The 20,701-nt window shown below is 70.0% G+C and carries 13 protein-coding genes; 3 read left to right on the plus strand and 10 right to left on the minus strand.

Translation table 11 applies throughout. From position 1 onward, the window contains the following. Window positions 1-32: 32 nt before the first annotated feature. Together EJ903_RS11015 and EJ903_RS11020 are read right to left on the minus strand one after the other, a co-directional pair. On the minus strand, window positions 33-587 hold the full coding sequence (locus tag EJ903_RS11015) for a hypothetical protein (RefSeq protein WP_126615070.1): 555 nt from the start codon (window positions 585-587) through the stop codon (window positions 33-35). 167 nt (window positions 588-754) lie between these two features. After that, on the minus strand, window positions 755-3,370 hold the full coding sequence (locus EJ903_RS11020) for a glycosyltransferase (RefSeq protein WP_126615072.1): 2,616 nt from the start codon (window positions 3,368-3,370) through the stop codon (window positions 755-757). A 285-nt stretch (window positions 3,371-3,655) separates the two neighbouring features. Between EJ903_RS11020 and EJ903_RS11025 the strand changes: the two genes are divergently transcribed. Next, window positions 3,656-4,084 carry an HIT domain-containing protein gene (locus EJ903_RS11025; protein ID WP_126615074.1) on the plus strand — a complete coding sequence of 143 codons (429 nt, stop codon included), beginning with the start codon at window positions 3,656-3,658 and terminating at the stop codon, window positions 4,082-4,084. On the opposite strand, the gene EJ903_RS11030 is transcribed toward EJ903_RS11025, so the two are convergent. The 4 genes from EJ903_RS11030 to typA form a co-directional block, all read right to left on the minus strand. Further along, window positions 4,062-5,171, minus strand: a complete 1,110-nt coding sequence (locus EJ903_RS11030; RefSeq protein ID WP_126615076.1) for an ABC transporter ATP-binding protein — start codon at window positions 5,169-5,171, stop codon at window positions 4,062-4,064. The two genes, EJ903_RS11025 and EJ903_RS11030, sit on opposite strands and share 23 nt — an antisense overlap. Window positions 5,172-5,267: 96 nt before the next feature. Further along, window positions 5,268-6,305, minus strand: coding sequence for a Fe(3+) ABC transporter substrate-binding protein (locus EJ903_RS11035; RefSeq protein WP_126615077.1), 1,038 nt, complete (start codon window positions 6,303-6,305; stop codon window positions 5,268-5,270). Between the two features lie 105 nt (window positions 6,306-6,410). Continuing rightward, the gene (locus tag EJ903_RS11040) at window positions 6,411-8,084 is read right to left on the minus strand and encodes an ABC transporter permease (RefSeq protein WP_126615079.1); all 1,674 of its coding nucleotides are present in this window, start codon (window positions 8,082-8,084) and stop codon (window positions 6,411-6,413) included. A 182-nt stretch (window positions 8,085-8,266) separates the two neighbouring features. After that, complete coding sequence (typA, locus tag EJ903_RS11045) at window positions 8,267-10,093, minus strand: translational GTPase TypA (RefSeq protein ID WP_126615081.1); 1,827 nt, start codon at window positions 10,091-10,093, stop codon at window positions 8,267-8,269. 210 nt (window positions 10,094-10,303) lie between these two features. Here typA and EJ903_RS11050 point away from each other — a divergent pair, with 210 nt between their 5' ends. Then, the gene (locus EJ903_RS11050) at window positions 10,304-12,238 is read left to right on the plus strand and encodes an autotransporter assembly complex protein TamA (RefSeq protein WP_126615083.1); all 1,935 of its coding nucleotides are present in this window, start codon (window positions 10,304-10,306) and stop codon (window positions 12,236-12,238) included. After that, window positions 12,238-16,743, plus strand: coding sequence for a translocation/assembly module TamB domain-containing protein (locus EJ903_RS11055; protein WP_126615085.1), 4,506 nt, complete (start codon window positions 12,238-12,240; stop codon window positions 16,741-16,743). Before EJ903_RS11050 ends, EJ903_RS11055 begins: the two co-directional genes overlap by 1 nt. A 27-nt stretch (window positions 16,744-16,770) precedes the next feature. Here EJ903_RS11055 and EJ903_RS11060 read toward each other — a convergent pair whose 3' ends face one another. From EJ903_RS11060 to EJ903_RS11075, 4 genes are all read right to left on the minus strand, one after another. Further along, a complete protein-coding gene (locus tag EJ903_RS11060; protein ID WP_246015453.1) occupies window positions 16,771-17,589 on the minus strand; it encodes a class I SAM-dependent methyltransferase in 819 nt (272 codons plus the stop codon). Window positions 17,590-17,625: 36 nt separating this feature from the next. Beyond that, window positions 17,626-17,937, minus strand: a complete 312-nt coding sequence (locus tag EJ903_RS11065) for a hypothetical protein (protein ID WP_246015454.1) — start codon at window positions 17,935-17,937, stop codon at window positions 17,626-17,628. A gap of 79 nt (window positions 17,938-18,016) precedes the next feature. After that, window positions 18,017-18,352: a hypothetical protein gene (locus EJ903_RS11070; RefSeq protein ID WP_126615089.1), complete on the minus strand. Its 336-nt coding sequence runs from the start codon at window positions 18,350-18,352 to the stop codon at window positions 18,017-18,019. Between the two features lie 206 nt (window positions 18,353-18,558). Then, a complete protein-coding gene (locus tag EJ903_RS11075) occupies window positions 18,559-20,700 on the minus strand; it encodes a YjbH domain-containing protein (RefSeq protein WP_246015455.1) in 2,142 nt (713 codons plus the stop codon). Window position 20,701: the final 1 nt, after the last annotated feature.

A 20,701-nucleotide genomic window follows, 5' to 3' on the forward strand; every position in this document is an offset into this window, starting at 1 on the left:
GGTGGTTGTCAGGGTTGGCGGTGGCGTTGCGGTCACACATCCATGATGGTGTGCGGGCGCAACGCGCCGTCGATGGTCAGCAGCAAATGGAGATAGACCGCGACCTTGCGCGCGCGGTCGGTGTGGCGGGCCAGACAGGCCCGCAATTGAATCGCCAGAATGGCGCTCTCCGCCACCTGTTCCGGGCTGACGCCGGAGGGTGGCAGGGCCGTGGCGGCTGCGACGATCCGTTCGGGATCGAGCGGCGGCGGAGCTTCCGGGTTTTTCAGCAGCGCGTCGGCCAACGCCTCCTCGTCCGGGACGGGCGGGGGCGGTTGGGCGGCGGGTGGTGGCGCGTGGGTGGTCAGATGCTGGCGCAGATTGGCTTTCAGCCGGGTGCGCTGGGCCTCGTCCAACGAGTCGAACTGGTCGATTTCGTCGAACAGCAAATCATACACACGGCGTCGCCTCGGGTTCGGCGGGTTGCGATCACGCCGATCCTGCCGAGGGTTGCGTTTGTAGCTTTGATCGGTGGCGGTCCCGCTGCGCTCGATTCCCGCCGCTGAGCGCACCGAAAATTCGGGCGGACCCACGTTGCTGCCGGACATCGCGCGCCTCCGCCGGGGAGACTCCCCACAGGAAAAAGTTTGGCAGAGTTCGACGGTCCGTCAATGGCGTTTCGGTCATAGAACCGGCGGCGGATGCGCAAGGGCACCCGCCGCCGTTCGATATAACCACCAAGCCTTTTGGGCCGGACCGGATCAGTGGCACAAGGTCAGTCAGCGGCCCCGCTGCCAACGGCGTCCTTCACCGGTTCCGGGCGGTTCTTGCCCAGGGTCAGGTTCGGGAAGACGTTGATGAGTGAGGTGATGAAGGCCGCCAGATAGGGCAGGGACTGCACCAGCAGCAGGCCCGACCACATGAAGGCGTCGCGGTTTTCATGGCCGAACACCACAACGATGGCGGCCGCCGCGCTCCACAGCGACACCAGCAGCACCAGCTCCTCCCGCGCCATCAGGAAGGCCTGCATCAGCGCCGGTTGATCCTCGCATTTCGGGGTGCGGACGAAGGGTCGGCCCGAGGTGAACATGCCCAGCCACATCGCGCGCCCGACCGTGTGGGTCAGCGCCATGCCGGCCACCGCCGCCCCGACCTTGTCCCAGAAGCCGCACTTCACCCGCGCCTCATAGAGCCAGAGCGAGGCCCCGACCTTGAAGGCGAAGACGCTCAGGGTGGGGATCATGAAGGCGTTGGGCGGGAATTCGAAATATTTCGGGAAGGCCAGCAGGCCGACCGACCACAGCGCCCCGGCGATGCCGAACACCATGTGGGCGGCGTCGGCGAACCAGGGCAGCCAGCCGGTGATGAAATGGTATTTCTGCCCGGCGGTCAGTTCCTTGGCCCCCGGCATCAACTGCCGCCAATGGTGCTTCAGGATCTGCACGGCCCCATAGGCCCAGCGGAAACGCTGCGTCTTGTAGGCGGAGAAGCTGTCCGGGACCAGACCCTTGCCATAGCTTTCCGGCATGTAGACGGCTTCATAGCCATGCTCGAACAGGCGCAGGCCCAGATCGGCGTCCTCGGTGATGCACCATTCGCCCCACCGGCCCACGCCTTCCAGCGCGGTTTTGCGGATGATGGTCATCGTGCCGTGCTGGATGATGGCGTTCTGTTCGTTGCGCTGGATCATGCCGATGTGGAAGAACCCGGCGTATTCCCAGTTGATCATGCGCTGGAACAGATCCTGGTTCCATTCGCGGTAATCCTGCGGCGACTGGACGAAACCGACCTCGGGTCGGCTGAAGTGCGGAATCGTCGCCTTCAGCCAATCGGGATGGACCTGATAATCGCTGTCGATCACCGCGATGTGTTCGGCGTCGGGGGCGGTCTGCGCCAGACCGAAATTCAGCGCGCCAGCCTTGAAGCCCGGCCAATTGTCCAGGTGGAAGAAGCGGAATTTCGGGCCAAGCTGCTTGCAATACTCCTCCACCGGACGCCAGACCGCCGGATCCTTGGTGTTGTTGTCGAGCAGCAGCACTTCAAAATTCGGGTAATCCAACCGGGCCAGCGCGTCGAGCGTCTGCATGACCATGTGCGGCGGCTCATTGTAGCACGGCACATGGATCGACACCTTGGGCGCGTTGGGCAACGGTGCGGCGGAACAGGGGATGAACTTCCGCTTGAACTTCTTCTGCCAGACGACATCGGTCAGTTCCATGCCGTCGATCAGCATGACCGCGAACAGCATGAACTGGAACAGGATCAGCACGCCCCAGGCTATTTCGGTGGTGATCGCCAGACCCGCCGCCGCCGCCGCGCTGACGGTGAAGACCAGAACCGAGGCCACGGCCTGGATCAGGCCGCCGTAGAAAAGCTGGCCGCCGATCTTCAGATGGTCGCCGCGCCGCCACAGGAAGAACACCAGCGGCAGGAAGCCCAGGGCGACGGCGGTGGCGCATTTGTAGGGCCAGTTGCGGATTTCCTGGACGCCGCCGATCATCGGGAATTTCGGCGTGCGGTAGGCGTCCCACAGGCCCCAGCTCGTCCCGGCGGTCCCCTCGATCTCCCGCTTCCACGGTTGATCGAAGGCTTCCATGATGAAGTAGTCGAGTTTGTTCTGGGCGGCGATGTTCAGGAAATTGCGGATGAATTTGGCCTGATTGACCTGCGAAGCCTCGGCCCCGCGCCGCCACGGCCCATCGGCGGGCCAGCCGATTTCACCGATCAGGATGTGCTTGTTGGGGTATTTGGTCTTCAGCTCGTTGTAGCGGACCATGGCGTAATCGACCGACTGGTCGACCGGCACGCCTTCCCAATAGGGCAGAAGGTGGACGGCGATGAAATCGACGGCGTCCACCAACTCCGGATGCTTCAACCAGACGTGCCACGGTTCGGCAGTGGACACCGGGACATTGACCTTTTTCTTCACCCGCTTGATGTAGTCGATCATCTGCGGAACGGTGACGTTGGCGCGCAACAGCGCCTCGTTCCCGACCAGCACGCGGCGCACGTTGCTGTTGGCGCGCGCCAGCTTGATGAGCGCGGCCATTTCCGGCTCGTCGATGTCCGGCTTTCCGGCGATCCAGGCCCCGGCCAGCACCGGCAGCCCGTATTTCTTGGCGATGGGGGCGACCAGTTCCGATCCGTCGGTCGCCGAATAGGTGCGGACGGCCTTTACGGCGCCTTCCAGCGCGATCATGTCCTTTTCGATGTCTTCGGCGACGGCCTTGTCGCCCTTGGACGGGCTTTTGTTGGGGTGGAAGGGCGTGTAGCCCACGCCCGCGATGGCCCCGGCCCAGGAGCGTTCGGCGACCGGGCGATTCCACCACGCCCACGCCCCGACATTGCCGAGGATCACCAGAATAAGGACCACAAACGCTTGCTTGCGCATGGGAGTCGTTCTCGCTCGCCGCACCAGATTACACCCGGACGCGACGGCCAAGCGCCGTCCCATCCACCGAAGATCGTCGCCCAACACGGAATAAGGCCCACCGGAAACGGCGCGTGGGTGCATGGCCGGTTCCGGTTGTCGCCGGTTCCGCCATCACCCCGCTCGCCGATCCGCTCAAGATCGTGCGATATTCTATACATCCTTCATGGCCGCGCTGCCACTGTCGGCTTTGCGCGGGCAGCCATTCGCGTCCGGGTCGCCGGTCGCGTCACACGGGACAAATCCATGTTTTCATTGCACGAACGGCTCGCCGCCGACACGTTCCCCGTCACCGACCTGCCGCTGTGCCGCGTGTTGCTGATGAACAACCGGCTGTGGCCGTGGCTCATCCTTGTGCCCCGGCGGGCGGACGCGGTGGAGATCCATCGGCTGGCGGCGGCGGATCAGGCGACGCTGATGACGGAGATCGCGGCGGCCTCGCGCGTGGTCGAACGGCTGTTCGCGCCCGACAAGCTGAACATTGGGGCGCTCGGCAACGTCGTGTCGCAACTGCACGTCCATGTGCTGGGGCGCACACACGGCGATGCGGCGTGGCCGGGGCCGGTCTGGGGATCGGGCCACGCCGAAGCCTACGCGCCGGGCGCGGGGCAGGCGCTGGCCGACCGCATCAAAGCCGCCTTGGCGGCGGAGGTCACGCCGACGGAAACAGCATGACCCGACCGGCGTCCACCCGTGCGGCCAACTCGTCCCCGGCCCGGACATCGACATGGCCGGGCAGGCGGGCGTGGATCTCGCCGGGCGGGTGATCGCCGGAGCCATTACCACCGACGCCGTTCGCACCCGCGCCATTGCCGTGCGGCAAAGCCAGACAGATGCGGGTGGAGGATCCCAGGAAGCTGGCATGACGCACCCGCACCCGGACCGCGTCCGGGTGGCTGTTCAGCGGCGACAGGGCCAGATCCTCGATCCGGCAGGCGACTTCGACGCGGTCGCCGCTGCGGTGATCGGGGGCGGCGAAACGGCCCAGCGGGGTGACGATCTGGCCGTTCTCCACCGTGGCGTCAAAGCGGTTGATCTCGCCGAACAGGCGGGCGACGAAGCTGTTGGCCGGGTTGCGGTAGAGCGCGAGCGGCGTGTCGGTCTGCACCAGTTGGCCGCCATCCATCACGGCGACGCGGCTGCCGATCTCCATCGCCTCTTCCGGGTCGTGGGTGACGACGATGGTGGCGATGCCGGTGGCGCGGATCAGCCGCACCACCTCGTCGCGGACGGAGCGGCGCAATTGCTCGTCCAGCGCGGAAAAGGGTTCGTCGAGCAGCAGCACCTGCGGGTCGCGGGCCAAGGCGCGGGCCAGCGCCACCCGCTGCTGCTGCCCGCCCGACAGCGTGTGGGGATAGGCGTCGGCGTAGCGGGTCAGCGCCATCGACTCCAGCAGCGCCGCCACCCGCTTCTGCCGTTCGGCGCGGGGGCGGTCGGTCTGGCCGAAGGCGATGTTGCCCGACACGGTCATGTGCGGGAACAGGGCGAAATCCTGGAACATCATGCCGACGGGGCGGCGTTCCGGCGGCAGAGACTGGCCGGGCGCGGCCAGAACCCGCCCGCCAACCGCGATTGTGCCCTGCTGCAGCGTTTCCAACCCGCTGATGAGGCGGAGCAGGGTCGATTTCCCGCAGCCCGACGGGCCGACGACGCACAGAATCTCCCGCGACTCCACAGCGAGCGAGACACCGTTGACCGCGCGGTGCGCGCCATAGCGGTGGACGATGTCGGTGAGGACGACGGACGGGGTGGGCGCGGTCATGGGCGGGTGGCGGTCCTGTGGTCGGAAACAGGGCGGGCGGGGCGGCCCCAGCTTTCCCTCAACCGGTGGCGAGGGGCAATTGGGGCCGCCACCATGTCACTTCCAGCCCGCGCGGTCCATGATGCGCAGGGCTTGCGGGGTGTAGTCGGCAAAAGAGGCGGCGTTGACCGACGCCTGCTTGAAGCTGCCCAGCTTGGTCAGTTCGGCGTGCGGAGCGACCGCCGGGTTCACCGGGAACTCCATGTTGCCGTCGGCGAACATGCGCTGGGCTTCGGGGCTGAGGAGATGCTCCAGCAGCTTGCGGGCGTTTTCGGCGTGCGGCGCGGTCTTCACCACCCCGGCCCCGCTGAGGTTGACGTGGGTCCCGCGATCCTCCTGGTTGGGGAAGATCACGCCGATCTTGGCGGCGACGGCGCGGTCTTCGGCCTTGGCAGAGGTGATGAGCTTGCCAACGTAATAGGTGTTGGCGATCGCCAGATCGCCTTCGCCGACGGCCACCGCCTTGATCTGGTCGGTGTCACCGCCCTGCGGCGGGCGGGCGAGGTTGGCGACCAGACCCTTGACCCAGGCCTCGGTCTTCTCCTCGCCGTTCGCGGCGATCATCGAGGCGGTCAGGGCGAGGCTGTAGGGGTGGGTCCCGCTGCGGGTCAGGACCTTGCCCTTCCATTCCGGCTTGGCCAGATCCTCATAGATCTTGATCTGACCCGGCTTCACCCGGTCGAGCGCGTAGACGATGACGCGGGCGCGGCTCGACAGGCCCCACCACGCGCCATCGGGCGCGCGCAGGGTGGCCGGGACCTTCACACCCTCCAGCGCCGGGGAGGTGGTGGGGGCGAGCAGGCCCTCCTTGGCGGCGGCGGCCAGACGCCCGGCGTCCACGGTGATGAACAGATCGGCCGGGCTGCTGGCCCCTTCCGACTTCATCCGCTGGATCAACTCGTCGTGGTTGCCCTCGATGATGTTGACCTTGATGCCGGTGGCCTTGGTGAAGGCGTCGTAGATCGCGCGGTCGGTGTTGTAGTGGCGCGAGTTGTAGACGTTCACTTCCTGCGTCTGGGCCAGGGCCGAGGACAGGGTGGCCAGGGTCAGCGCGCCAACGGCGGCGGTGAGGCGGAGGATCGTGTTCAGGGACATTCCAAGCTCCAGATGGGCGTTCGCGTCGGTCATCTGGTGCGAGCAAATATCAATTGCAAGGCGTTCTGTCGAGGATGTTGCGACTTAATCGCAAAAATGCCGCGCCTATCCCCGATGGCCGGGCCGCGCCGCCGCGATGCTGCGGCTCAGCAGGATCACCGGCAGCAGCCCGACCAGCACGATGGTCAGGGCGGGCAGGGCGGCGTCGTCCAGCCGCTCGGTGGACGCCATGCGGAACGCCTCGATGGCCAAGGTGTCGAAGTTGAACGGGCGCAGGATCATGGTGGCGGGCAACTCCTTGACGATGTCCACGAACACCAGCAGGGCCGCGCTCAACAGGCTGGGACGCAGCAGCGGCAGATGGACACGCCGCATCACCTGCCACGGGCTGTGGCCCAGCGAACGGGCCGCCCCCTCCAGATTGGGGCCGATCTTGGCGAAACCCGATTCCAGCGGGCCATAGGCGACGACAAAGAAGCGGATCAGGTAGCCGTAGAGAATGCCCAGAATGGTGGCCCCCAGCAGGCTGCCGACCGACCAGCCGGTCCAGTTGCGCAGCAACCCGATGGCGATCAGGATGCCGACGGCGATCACCGTGCCCGGCGTGGCGTAGCCCAACGAGGCGAGGCGCACGGCCAGCGCCGCCAAGCGGCTGCGGTCGTGCCGCACCCCATGGATCACCAGCAGGGCGACGCCAACCACCAGGACCGCGCCGCAACCGCCGAGGATCACGGTGTTGACGGCCAATTCGGCGAAGCGATCCAGCGTCAACTCGTCACCGCCACGCAGCACCATCGCGAGCAGGATGCCGCCGGGCAGCAGGAAGCCGAAAAAGATCGGCGTCAGGCACACCGTCCAGGCGATCAGCGTGCCGCGCACCGACAGGCGGGGGGCGGGCAGGGCGCGATACCGCCCGGTGGTCTGGTGGAAGCGCATGGAGCCGCGCGACAGCCGTTCCAACCCGACCAGCGCCAGCACGAACAGCAGCAGGACGGCGGCCAACTGCGCGGCGACCGCCGCGTCGCCCAGCGCGAACCAGGTCCGGTAGATGCCGACGGTGAAGGTGTCGATGCCGAAATAGCGCACCGCGCCGAAGTCGGCCAAGGTTTCCATCAGGGCGTAGCCGATCCCGGCCACCAGCGCCGGGCGCGCCAGCGGCAGCGCCACGCGGCGGAAGGCCCCCAGCGCGGTGCAGCCCAGCGTCCGGCTCGCCTCCAGCGCGCAGACCGACTGTTCCAGGAAGGCCGCGCGGGTCAGGATGTAGACGTAGGGATACAGCACCGACGACAGCACCAGCCCCGCCCCCCACGGGCTGTGGATGGCGGGAAACCAGTAATCGCCGCGCCGCCAGCCGGTCAGCGCCCGCAGCCCGCTTTGCAGCGGCCCGGCGAATTGCAGGAAGTCGGTGTAGGTGTAGGCCAGCACATAGGCGGGCATCGCCAGCGGCAACAGCAGAAGCCATTGCAGGGTCCGCCGCCCGGCGAATTCGTGCATCGTCACCGTCCAGGCGCAGGCAACCCCGGTCACGCCGGTGACGGTGCCGACGATCAGCAACAAAATCAGTGTGTTGGTGATGTAGTCGCCCAGCACCGTGTGCGCCATGTGCTGCCACAGGTCGCCGGTGACGCTGACCGACTGGACGAACACCGCCAGGATCGGCACGGCGATCAGCACCGCCAGGACCAGGGCGATCAGGCCAACCGGGCCGATGCGCCCCAGCAGACGCGCCGGGGAGAGGAGCCGGGAACCGGGGGTGGTCGCGTCGGTCGCCATCGCCATGGGCGGGGATCCTGATGATGTGGGGAACGGGAAGCTGTGCAGAACAGGAATCTGTGCGGAACGGGCAGAAATGAAAAGCGCCCCCGTCCTACCCCGTTGACCGCGTGGCGGGCAAGGGGGTGAACGGGGGCGCGTTCCTGTCAGGCGCTCAAACCGGCGATGTCACACCGCCGGGGTGAGGATCAGACCGCCTCGGCGGCGCGGGCGTGGCGCTTGCGCTCGTTCGGGTCCAGATAGCGCTTGCGCAGACGGACCGACTTCGGCGTCACCTCGACCAGCTCGTCGTCCGAGATGTAGGACAGCGCGCGTTCCAGGGTCATCTGGATCGGCGGCGTCAGGCGGACGGCTTCGTCCTTGCTGGTGGTGCGGATGTTGGTGAGCTGCTTGCCCTTGATGACGTTGACCTCCAGGTCGTTGCCACGGGTGTGCTCGCCAATGATCATGCCCTGATAGACCGGCACGCCCGGATCGATCAGCATCGGGCCACGGTCTTCCAGGTTCCACAGCGCGTAGGCCACGGCCACGCCGTCGCTGTTGGAGATCAGAACGCCGGTGCGCCGGGCGGCGATGGCCCCCTTGAACGGGGCATAGCCGTGGAACAGGCGGTTCATGATGCCGGTGCCGCGCGTGTCGGTCAGGAACTCGCTCTGGTAGCCGATCAGGCCGCGCGAGGGGGCGTAGAACACGATGCGTGTCTTGCCGCCGCCCGACGGGCGCATCTCGACCAGATCGGCCTTGCGCTCGGCCATCTTCTGCACGACGGTCCCGGAGAACTCCTCGTCCACGTCGACGACGACTTCCTCGATCGGCTCCAGGCGCTGGCCGGTCAGGCTGTCGGTCTTGAACAGCACGCGCGGGCGGCTGATGGCCAGCTCGTAGCCCTCGCGGCGCATGGTTTCGATCAGGATGCCCAGCTGCAATTCGCCGCGACCGGCAACCTCGAACGCGTCGCCGCCCTCGGTGTCGGTGATGCGCAGCGCCACGTTGCCTTCGGCTTCGCGGTACAGACGGTCACGGATCATGCGGCTCGTCACCTTGTCGCCTTCGCGACCGGCCAGCGGGCTGTCGTTGACCGAGAAGGTCATCGCCAGGGTCGGCGGGTCGATCGGCTGGGCGGCCAGCGGCTCGCTCACCTCGGGCGAGCAGATGGTGTCCGACACGGTGGTCTGCGTCATGCCGGCCAGCGCGACGATGTCACCGGCCCGGGCCTCGTCCACCGGCACGCGCTCCAGGCCACGGAAGGCCAGAACCTTGCTGATGCGGCCGTTTTCGATCGCTTCGCCGTCGCGGGTCATCGACTTGACGGCCATGTTGACCTTGACGACGCCGGTCTGGATGCGGCCGGTCAGGATGCGGCCCAGATAGGGGTTCGCTTCCAGCGTGGTCGCCAGCATGGTGAAGGGCGCGTCCTCGTCCACCTTGGGGGCGGGGACGTGGTCGCGGATCAGTTCGAACAGCGGGGTCAGCGTTTCGCGCGCGCCGTTTTCCAGATCGGTGGTCGCCCAGCCGTTGCGGCCCGAGGCGAACAGGGTCGGGAAATCGAGCTGCTCGTTCGAGGCGTCGAGCGAGGCGAACAGGTCGAACACCTCGTCATGCACCTCGTGCGGACGGCCGTCGGGGCGGTCCACCTTGTTGATGACGACGATGGGGCGCAGACCCAGCTTCAGCGCCTTGCCCAGCACGAACTTGGTCTGGGGCAGCGGGCCTTCGGCCGCGTCGCAGAGCAGGACGACGCCGTCCACCATCGACAGGATGCGTTCCACCTCGCCGCCGAAATCGGCGTGGCCCGGGGTGTCAACGATGTTGATGCGCAGGTCGTTCCACAGAACGGAGGTGCACTTGGCGAGAATGGTGATGCCGCGCTCGCGCTCCAGATCGTTGGAGTCCATGGCGCGTTCGGCGACCTGCTGGTTCTCGCGGAACGAACCGGCCTGTTTCAGGAGTTGATCGACCAGCGTGGTCTTGCCGTGGTCGACGTGGGCGATGATGGCGACGTTACGGAGATTCATGGAGCCTTGGTCTCGCAATGGCACCCCGACACGCGGCACAACACCGCAAACAAACAAAAAGGCCCGCCGAAGAACTTCGGTGGGCGCTTGTCGGGGAAACTGTTGCGGCGCAATATAGTGATCTGCGGCAAAAAAGCAAGCGTTACCCCGGTTCCGGCTGGTCAAATTCCGGGATGGAGCTATGCGTCGTTCGCTCTTACAGTCGACGGCATGACACGGACCGCCCTATTCCGCCATGTTTTGCCACCGTTGCTTGCGGCGGGCCTTGCGCTGGGCGCACCCGTCCGGGCGCAGGATGGGACAGCGGCGGGCCAAGCGGACCCGGTCGCGGACACACAGGAGAACGGGCAGGCGGGCACCCCGCAACCGCGCGCGCCCTACCGCGTGGTGATCGAGGGGGTGGAGGATGACGGGCTGCGCGACACCCTGACTCAAGCCTCCGCCCTGGTCGGTCTGGTGGAGGATCCGCCGCCGACGCTGGCCGGGCTGGAGCGCCGCGCCGACAGCGACCGCGAGCGGTTGCAGACGGTCCTGCGCTCCACCGGTCGCTACGACGGGCGGATCGACACCCGGGTCGAGGTCGGGCGGGATGGGCAACCGGCAAGCGTGACGGTCACGGTCACGCCGGGACCGCTCTACCATGTCAAGACGGTGACGCGCGCGCTGCTGGTCAACGGGGCGGCCTTGACCGGACCGGCGGCGGACAGCCTGCTGGGGGAACCCAAGCTGAAGGCCGGGGACCCGGCGGAGGGGCAGCGGGTGGTGGACGCGGAAACCGCGCTGCTCGACCGGCTGCGCGCGCGCGGCTACGCCTTTGCCAGGATGGGCGACCGCCGGGTGCTGGTCGATCACACCGACCGGTCGATGGATGTGGCGTGGCGGGTGGCGCTCGGCCCGTTGGTCCGCACCGGGGCGGTGCGGGTGTCCGGGCTGGAACGGGTGGACGAGGGCGTGGTGCGGCGGCGGTTGGACCTGCCCGCCGGTGCGGTCCATGACCCCGCCGCGCTGGACCGGGCGCGCCAGGATTTGGCCAAGCTGGAGGTGTTCGACACCGTGCGCGTCCGGCTGGACGAGCAGCCCGGCCCCGACGGCGTGACCCCCGTGGTGGTGGCGGTGACGGAGCGCAAGCCGCGCGTCATCGGCGGCGGCGTCAGCTACTCCACGGCGGAGGGGGTGGGCGCGCAAGCCTATTGGGGCCACCGCAACCTGTTCGGCGGGGCGGAGAAGCTGCGCGTCGGGTTGGAGGTCGGCCGGGTGGCCGGATCCTCGGGCGGCACGTCGAGCCGTTCGTCGTCGGTGGTCAAGAATTTGCCCGATCTGCGTTTCAACCTGTCCTTCCGCAAGCCGGATTTCCTCGCCGTTCACCAGACGCTCCAGATCGAGGCGTTGGTCGCCTCCGAACAGCCGCCCGCCTACAGCCGGATCGCCACCCAGGTCAGCGCCACGCTGGATCGCCCGCTGACCGAACGCCTGAGCCTGAGCTATGGCCTGACGGCGGAGCGTGGACGGGTGGAAACAGCGGCGCGGACCTATCAGACCTTCTACGCCGGTGCGCCCTTCGCGCTTGCCTGGAACCGCACCAACGATCCGCTGAACCCGACGGAGGGGGAACGGGGAACGCTGCGCCTCACCCCCTGGATACCCATGACGGGGGCGGAACGTCGGCCCTTCCTGGCCCTTCAGGCCACCGGATCGGTTTATTACGATCTGGCCCAGGATGGGCGCTATGTGGCGGCGGCGCGGGTCGGGCTGGGCAGCCTGCTGGGCGGGCTGCTCGACCGGGTGTCGCCCGACCATCGGTTTTACGCGGGCGGCGGCGGGTCGGTGCGCGGCTATGGCTTTCAAAAGGCGGGGCCGCGCAGCGCCGCCGGGGAGCCGACGGGCGGGCGGTCGCTGGCCGAACTGGGGGTCGAGTTGCGGATCAAGGTGACGGACAGCATAGGGCTGGTTCCCTTCCTGGACGCCGGGGCGGTGTCGGATCGGCTCTATCCCGCCTTCACCTCCGGCCTGCGGGTCGGGGCCGGGCTGGGCGCGCGCTACTACACCGATTTCGGGCCTTTGCGGCTCGATCTGGGCGTGCCGTTGAACGCGCCCAAGGGTGACGCCCGGTGGCAACTCTACCTCAGCCTTGGGCAGGCTTTCTGATGAGCGACGACCCGAGGAACGGTGTCGGGGCCAGCCTGCCGACTGTGGTGAACGCGGAGCCGCCGACAGTGGGACCGCCTACGGGGGGGCCGCCCTCCCGCCATCGGCGCGCTCGCCCCTTGCGTTGGCTGTTGGGGCTGGGGGTGGTTCTTCTGGCGCTGACGGGCGCTGTGGCCTGGCTGGACGGTGCCGCCGGGCGGCGCTGGCTGGCCGACCGGATTGAGGCGGCGGTGTCCGGCCCCGATCTGCGCCTGCGCATCGACGCCATCGGCGGGCGGTTGCCCTTCGATCCGGTGGTGACGCGGGCCACGCTGGCCGATGGCGCGGGCGAGTGGTTGGTGGTGGAGGGAGCGCGCGTCACCCTGCGCCCCGGCGATCTGCTGGACGGCCTGTTGCGGGTGGAGCGGCTGGAGGCCGAGCGGGTCGATGTGCGGCGCGCGCCGGTTTCGACCGGTGCCCCGCCGCCATCCTCCGCGCCAGCCCCGGCGGCGGATCTGTTTGCGTTGCCCCGTTTGCCGGTGGGGGTGGCGCTCGACCGGGTGGCGGTGGAGCGGTTGAGCCTCGGCCCCGCCCTGCTGGGGGAGGCGGCCACCCTGCGCGTCGGCGCTTCGCTGGCCCTGCCGATGGCGGCGGGGCTTGACGCCCGGCTGTCGGTGACGCGGCTGGACGCGCCGTCTGGCACCACGCAGGCCGGTGGCTCACAGTCGGGCGCGTTGGAGGCGGTCGTTTCCTTTCAGCCGGACACCCGCCGTTTTGACGCCACGGTGACGGCGGCGGAACCGGCGGGCGGGGTGCTGGCCCGCGCGCTGGCGTTGCCCGGGCTGCCGCCGCTGGGGCTGGACCTGACCGGGGGCGGCAGGCTGGAGGATTGGCGCGGCGCGTTGAGCGCCCGGATCGGGACCGGCCGCGCGCTGCGCGCCGAGGCCACCATTCAGCGGACGGCGGCGGGCCATAGCCTGACCGTCACGGCGCAGGCCGATCCCGCAGCGCTGCCCGCCGGGCTGCTCGATCCGGCGCTGGCGCGGCTGGTGGGCGCGCGGCCCCGTCTGGACGCAACGGCCCTGCGGTCGCCCGATGGCGCGCTCGCCCTGTCCGCCGTGACGGTGGAGGCGGCGGCGGGCCGGATGGAGGGTTCGGGCGCGGTTGGGGCCGACCGGCAACGGCTGTCCCTGCGCTGGTCGGCGGTGGTTCCGCCGGATTCCCCCCTGCGCGCCCTGACGCCGACGGTCGATTGGACCAGCGCGCGGGCCGATGGCGCTGTGGACGGGCGGTTGGACGATCTGGCCATTTCCCTGTCCGCCGCCGTCACCGGCGTGCTGGCCGGGGATGCCGCCTTGGGGCCGCTGGTGGGGCCGGTGCTGGCGGTCCAGGGCAAGGGGCGGTTGGACGCCCACAGCGGGCGGCTGACGCTCGACGGGGTGGAGGCGCGGGCGGCGTCCGCCCGCCTCACGGCGCGCGGCGTGGCCGACGGTTGGGGCCGCAGAGCCGACGCCACCCTGTCGGTGGACGCGCCGGAGTTGGACCGCTTCGCCGCGCTGGCCGGGCTGCCGCTGCGCGGGGCGTTGGCCTTGGACGCGCCGCTGCGGTTGGACGCGGACGGGCGGTTGTCGGCCAGCCTGTCCGGGCGTTGGCATGGATTGTCCACCGGGACCCCCGCCGACGCGCTGCTGGGGAGCAGCGGGACGCTGACCGCGACCGACCTGGAGCGCCGCGCCGATGGCGGGCTGCGGCTGGGCGCGCTGGCGGTGGCGGGTGACAATGGGCGCATTGGCGCGCGGGGGACGCTGGCCGATGGCCGCCTGGACGCCGCCCTGACGCTGGACGGCACCGGGTTGGAGCCGCTGGGGGTGGCGCTGGGGCTGCCGTTGGCGGGGCGTCTGTCGGTCGATCTCGCGGCGCGCGGCCCGCTCGACGGGTTGGAGGTGACGGCGCGGACCCAGGCCGATGGCCTGTCGGTGGACGAACGGCGCTGGGGCCGGGCGGAGCTGACCGCCACCCTGGCCGGGCTGCCGCGCCGCCCGGTCGGCACGTTGGCGCTGCGCGCGGAGCCGGAGGGCGTGCCCTTGACGCTCGATCTACACGCGGCCCCGGACGGCGCGGCGGTGGCGCTGTCCGACCTGCGGTTGATGGCGGGCAACAACCGGCTGACCGGAAATCTGCGCGTGCTTCCCGCTGGTGACTCCCCGTTCGGCCTCGCCACCGGTCGGTTGGAAGGGAGCTTTCCCGACCTGAAGGCGCTGTCGCCGCTGGCCGCACTGGCGCTGGCGGGCAAGGGGGGCGGCAAGGTCGATCTGGGTGGGGCGCTGGACGTCCTGCTGGAGGTGAACGCAGACACCGTGACCGGTCGGCAGGTCGCGCGGATCAACGCCACCGCCAACGGGCTGCGCGTCAGCGGCCTGGACGGCGGGCCGTTGACCCTGCGTCGTCTGACCATGGCGGCGGAGGTGGCTGACGCGCGCGGCACGCCCAGCGGCAAGGCCACGCTGTCGCTGTCCGGCGCGGGGTTGCCCGGCGCGGAGATCGCCAGCCTGACCGCGCAGGCCGATGGCGGGTTGGCGAACGCCGCCCTGCGCCTGTCGGCCACCGGGCGCGCGGGGGGTGAGGCGCTGTCCCTGGATGTGGCGGGGGTGGCCGGGCACGCGGCGGGCGAGTCCCGCCTGCGGCTGGACCGGCTGGAGGCGCGCTACGCCGGGGAAAGCCTGCGCCTGACCAGCCCGGCGACCCTGACCGCCAGTGGCGACCGCCGCGCCATCAGCGGCCTGCGCGCGCAACTGGCCGGGGCGCGGCTGTCGCTGGACGCCTCGCAAACGGGGGAGGCGCTGAAGGGCGAGCTTCGCCTGGATCAACTGCCGCTGGCGCTCGCCCGGCTGGCCGATCCGTCGCTGGCGCTGGAGGGGGTGGCCGGGCTTCAGGCCAGTGTGGCTGGAACCGTCCGCAGCCCGCGCGCCGACGCCACGCTGCGCGTGACGGGCCTGCGGGCCAAACCGACGGCGCAAGCCGGGCTACCCGGCCTCGACGCCACCATCACCGGCCAATGGCGCAGCAACCGCCTGTCGCTGACCGGGACGGCGGCGACGCCCAAGCGCGAAGCCGCCCTGACCCTGCGCGCCGCACTGCCGCTGCTGTTCAATCCCGATGGCGGCCCCGAGGGCGGTGCGGTGACGATTCCGCCCAAAGGCGCGCTGGACGCCAGCCTGGGCGGAACCATCGACGCCGCGCTGTTGAACGATTTGCTGGCGGCGACCGGCGACCGCGCGCGCGGGATCCTGCGCCTGGATGTGCGGGCCGGTGGCACGGTGGCCGCCCCGCGTTTGAGCGGGTCGGTGGTGTTGACCGACGGGCGGTTTGAAAACCGGGCCTCCGGGGCGGTGTTGACCGGCATCGACGCCCGGCTGGTCGGCGACGGCGACGCCCTGACCATCGACACGCTGCGGGCCAAGACCCGCAGCGGCGGAACGCTCAGCGGGCAGGGGGTGATCCGGCCCACGGCGGCGGCGGACCGGCAAATCGATGTGCGCCTGACCGCCGACAACGCCCGTTTGGTGGAAAACGAACTGCTGACCGCCGATGTGGACGCCGCCTTGACCGTGACCGGCGGCTTTCGCGCCGCCCGGCTGGCCGGGCCGCTGCGGCTGCGCGGTGCCGACGTGCGCATCCCCAACCGCATGCCGGTCAATGTCGTCGATCTGCGGGCGGAGGAGGTGGGACCCCGCCGCAACGGCCCGACCGCCCCCCCACCGCCGCGCCGCCTGTCGCCGCGCAAGGCGGCGGACGCGCCGCCGCCGCCCTTTGCCCTGGCGCTGGACGTGGCGCTGGAGGCCCCCGGTCGCATCTTCGTGCGCGGGCGCGGGTTGGACGCCGAGTTGGGTGGCTCCCTGCGCGTTGGTGGCCGGGCCGACGCGCCGGAGGTGACGGGCCGTCTCACCCTGCAAAAGGGGCGGCTCGATGTGCTCTCCCACACGTTCACCTTCACGCGCGGAACCCTGGATTTCGACGGAACCCAGCCCATCGACCCCCGCCTGGATCTGCTGGCGGAGGCGACGGCGAACAGCGTCACCGCGCAGATCGAGGTGACGGGAACCGCCGCCCAGCCCAAAATCGCCCTGACCTCGCCGCAGGGGTTGCCGCAGGACGAAATCCTGTCGGCGGTGCTGTTCGGCAAATCGGTGGGCAATCTGGGCGCGGCGGAGGCGGTGCAACTGGCGCAATCGGCGGCGGCGCTGACCGGGCTGGGCGGCGAGGGCGGTGGCCTGCTCGACCGCGTGCGGCGCGGCGTGGGGCTGGACCGGCTCGACTTTTCCCAAGGCTCCGACGGCAAGGGCGGGGCGGTGAAGGCCGGGCGCTATCTGGACGATGGCGTCTATGTCGGGGTGGAGCAGGGCATGGGCGGCAACCAGACCCGCGTCACGGTGGAGGTGGACATCACGCGCGGCCTGAAGGGCAAGGCCGAGGTCGGGGCCGATTCCGACACCCGCTTCGGCCTCACCTATGAAAAGGATTATTGAGCGCGCGCGGTGGCGTCCGCGACCGGCTCAGTGACCGACGACGATGCGGACGTGGGCGGGGACCGGCACGGTTCCGTTGTCGGCCTGGGCGTCGAAGCGGGCGGCGATGTCGGCCTCCAACGCCGCACGCGCCGCCGCGTCCAACCCGCCCAGACGGTGGCCAAAGCTCATGTCCAGCGCCGCCCGCCAAAAGGGTTGCCCGGCGGGGGCCTTGCGCACCGGAGTCAGGTCGGTTTCCTCGACGGTGGCGAAGCCCGCCTTGGTCATCAGCGTGGCGAGGCTGCCGGGGGCGGCGAAGCGGAACAGCGGGTCGAGGCTGTGATCCTCGCCCAGTTGCGCGGCCACCACCGCGCCGATGTCGGCGAACAGCCCGTTGCCCGCCAGCGGCCCCCACACCATGAAGGCGGCCTTGCCACCGGGGCGCAGCACCCGGCGGATGTCGCGCAGGGCGGCCCCGGCGTCGGGCACGAACATCACGCCGAACCGGCAGGTCACGGCGTCGAACGCGCCGTCGGCAAAGGGCAGGCCGGTCATGTCGGCCGCGCAGAATCGCGGCGGATCGGCCTCGGCGTTGGCCCGTCGCACGGCCCCGCCCAGCATGCCGGGGACCAGATCGCTGCCCACCACCAGACCATGGCCGCCCACCCGGCGCGCCGCGCTCAGGGCCGGTTCCCCGGCCCCGGAGGCGAGATCGAGCACCCGTTGCCCCGCCGTGACTCCCGCCGCGTCAAGCAGCGGGCGGTTCAGCTTGTCGGCCAGATCGGCCATGGGATCGGCCCAGCGGTCCCAGGCGTCGGCGCTGGCGATCCAGCGGGCGCGTTCGGCGGCGGCGTCGGGAATCAGCATGGGGAAAGAAACCGTTGTGGGGCGGGGAGGGGCCGGTCAGTGCAGCAGCTTGGCCGTGCCGGACACCCGGTGCACGGCGTCGCTGTCGCTCAACCGCTCGCCCAGCGCGTTGACCTCGTCGGACAGCCGACGCTGCGCCTCGGTCAAGTGCTGGATGCGGGCCTGGGCCTGCTGCTGCTGGGCGGTGAGGGCTGCGACGCTGTCCGACAGGCTGCGGATGTGCTGGGCCTGCCGCAGGGTGCCTTCGTTCAGGCTGCGCCGGATCGAGCCAACGGCAATCAGCACGACCACGCTGATGGTCACGCCGGTGGAAATCGCGACGATGCTGAACCCCGTAAACCAGTCCATGGGCGCAAAGCTTCCGCCCATTTCCCCCATCGGTCAAGCCGCGTCGCTGGCCCTTCCGGGCAACGGCGGCCCGCGCCGATCAGGCGATGACGCGTTCGACGGTGGTCGGGGCCAGGGTGCGCAGGCTTTTCAGATGGTCGCCGAAGGCGCGCAGAACCGGCAGGATTTCTTGCGACTGGTCGGGCGTGACGTGGGCGTCGGTCTTCAGCACGATGCCGGGGGCCTCGGTCATCAGGCGTTGGGCGCGCATCGGCCCCACCTTGTCGTCCAGGAACATCGCCATGCCCATCAGCAGGCCCAGCGTCACGTCGTCGGGCGTGTCGGGTTGCGCCAACAGGTCGTGCAACTCGTTCAGCAGGGTGTAGGCGACGATCGAGGTGCGTTCGATGGTGTCAACGTCGTTCGGTGTGGTCATCCTACGGGTTCCCCTGGGCGGAAGGAGTGGGCGGACGGCAAAGGCGAGTCGCGAGGAAACACGGAGTCTATATCGAAATTTTTCTTGTGTGAATCCCCCACAGAGTCCGAGTCGAATTTTTCGAGTCGCAATCGCACAGGAGTCCATCACGAAGGCGTTGCGCGCGCTGATAGCCATCGCCATCAATGCCGTCATCAATGCCGCCCTCAATCAAGCAGGCGCGACCAGCTTCCGGCGATCCGGCCGAATCCGCCGGGTACGCGGGCGTCGTACAGCGGCAGCGGTTGGGCCAGCCGTTGCCCGGCGTCGCGGCCCAGGGTGCGCGCCGCCGTTTCCAGCGTGCCGCCGGTCGGCCGCCAGCCCGACGCGGTGAAGGGAACCACCAGGGCCAGCCCCCAATCCATCCGCCCGCCGAATCGGGTCTGGCCACGGTCCGGCCCCTCCGTCCAGGTCGCGTGCGCGGTCAGGGTGATGCCCGCGTCGAATCGGCGGGTCAGCTCCAGCGTGCCGCCCCAGTCACCGCCCAGATAGCGGCCCAGCCGCAACGCGGTGGTGGTGTCGGCCCCCGGCGTTTCCCAATACAGGCTGGCGTGGCCGGTGCTGCGCGCGCTGGCGTGGCTGGCCCCCAGAATCGCGGCGGTTTTGCGCTTCCACACCCGGTTGAGGTCGAGACCGGCGGCCCAGCGCGCGGTCAGCGGCTGGTAGAGCGCTTCGCCGCCGACCCCGGCGAACATCTCCTCGAACGCGCCGACGGACAGGCGGGTGGTCAGCCCGTCGCTTGGCGCGGCCAGATGGGCGGCGAACAGATGCTCCACCGACCAGGACCGCGCGGCGTAGCGTGGCAGGTCGCTGCGCACCGGTTCCGACGCGGGCAGGGCGTAGGTGTCGAGCAAGTGCAGGCTGTCGTCGGTGCGCACCCGCAGCGCCCCGCCCAGCACCAGCCCGCGCGCCGGTTCGCCGCGCAGCACCGCGTCGGTGTGGGTGCGGTGGGCGAGGTAGGTCCCCAACTCGGCGAAATCAAACTCCGAGATCATGCGCAGGCTGAGATCCAGGCGGGGCCGCCACGCGGGCGGCGGATCGGCGGCGGGTTCCAGCAGCGCGGTGCGCCACAGCTCATCGACGCTGCCGCGATGGCGGGCGGCGCGTTCCAGATCGCGCCGGGTCAGGGTCAGCGCCGCGCCATCCACCCCATGCGTTCCGGTGACGACGCGCAGCCGTTCGACCGTGGGCGCGCTGAGGTCGGCCAGCAGCCGGGCAGCGCGCCCGGCCTCCTGCGCGGTTGGCAGCGGCCCTCGCCCGGCGGGGTCGAGCCACAGGCTGGCGGTGTCGCCCTCCACCAGGGCGGCGCGGGCGGGCAGGCCGTGGGTGCGGGCGAGCGCTGTGATCTGGTCTGCGGGCAGGGCGGCGGCGGCGGACGGGCGCGCGCCGATGGCGGGCGGGGCGCTGGTGTCGCGCTGCGCCCAATCCGCCGGGGCAAAGCGCAGCGACAGCCGCAGCATGGCCCGCCGCCCCTGCTCGAACCCAGCCCCGGCGTCGATCCACGGAAAGGGGCGGTAGGACAGCCCGATGTTGTAGCGGCTGCCGGGGGTGAAGCCCGGCTCGTCCTGCCGCTGGGCGCGGAACCGGTCGCCGGAGCTTTCAATCTTCAGGCTCAGGTTCGGGATCGGGCTGTGCCATTCCACACCGCCGAACAGGGCCACCCGCTCCCCACCGAACCAGGCGCGCGGGCCGCGTTGGGTCGGCCAGGCCGACGGGTCGCGGTCGCGGCGGAAGCGCCCACCGAGAAAGCGCAGCGGGTTGCGCAGATGCCCGGCCTCCCCCAACGTTCCCCAGCCGACGCCCAGGCTGATGTCCAGATCCTCCCAGCGCCGGGTCAGCGCAATGTACTCTCCGGCGAAACGCCCCTTGCCGGGCAGGTCGAGGCCGGAGCCGGTCACGTCGCGCCCGCCCACCACCAGCGCCGGGCCGTGCCGGTCCTCCTCGCGCAAGCGCAGCTTCACGTCCAGGCCGGGTTCGGTCAGGCCGAAATAGCCGGGATAGAGGCTGTTGCGGGCGGTGATTTCCAGCCAGGGCAGCGGTTGGGCCGACAGGGTGACGTGGCGGTGCAGCCGCCCCAGCCCGCTCGCCCCGCCGGTCATCGACCCATCGGGCGGCATCCGCGCCGTCGGGGTTTGCAGCAGGCCGACGCTGCCCCAATCCGACAGGCTGACGTCAGACGGGCTGACGTCGGGCAGACTGCCCCATTGGGTGGGGGCGGGCGTTTCTGCCCCGGCACCGTCACCGTCCGCCGCCCGCGCGGGAAGGAAGGGCAGGCACAGCGCCAAAGCGAGCAAAAGGACGGGGATCACG

It is taken from the genome of Azospirillum griseum (assembly GCF_003966125.1).
Classification (GTDB): Bacteria; Pseudomonadota; Alphaproteobacteria; order Azospirillales; family Azospirillaceae; genus Azospirillum; species Azospirillum griseum.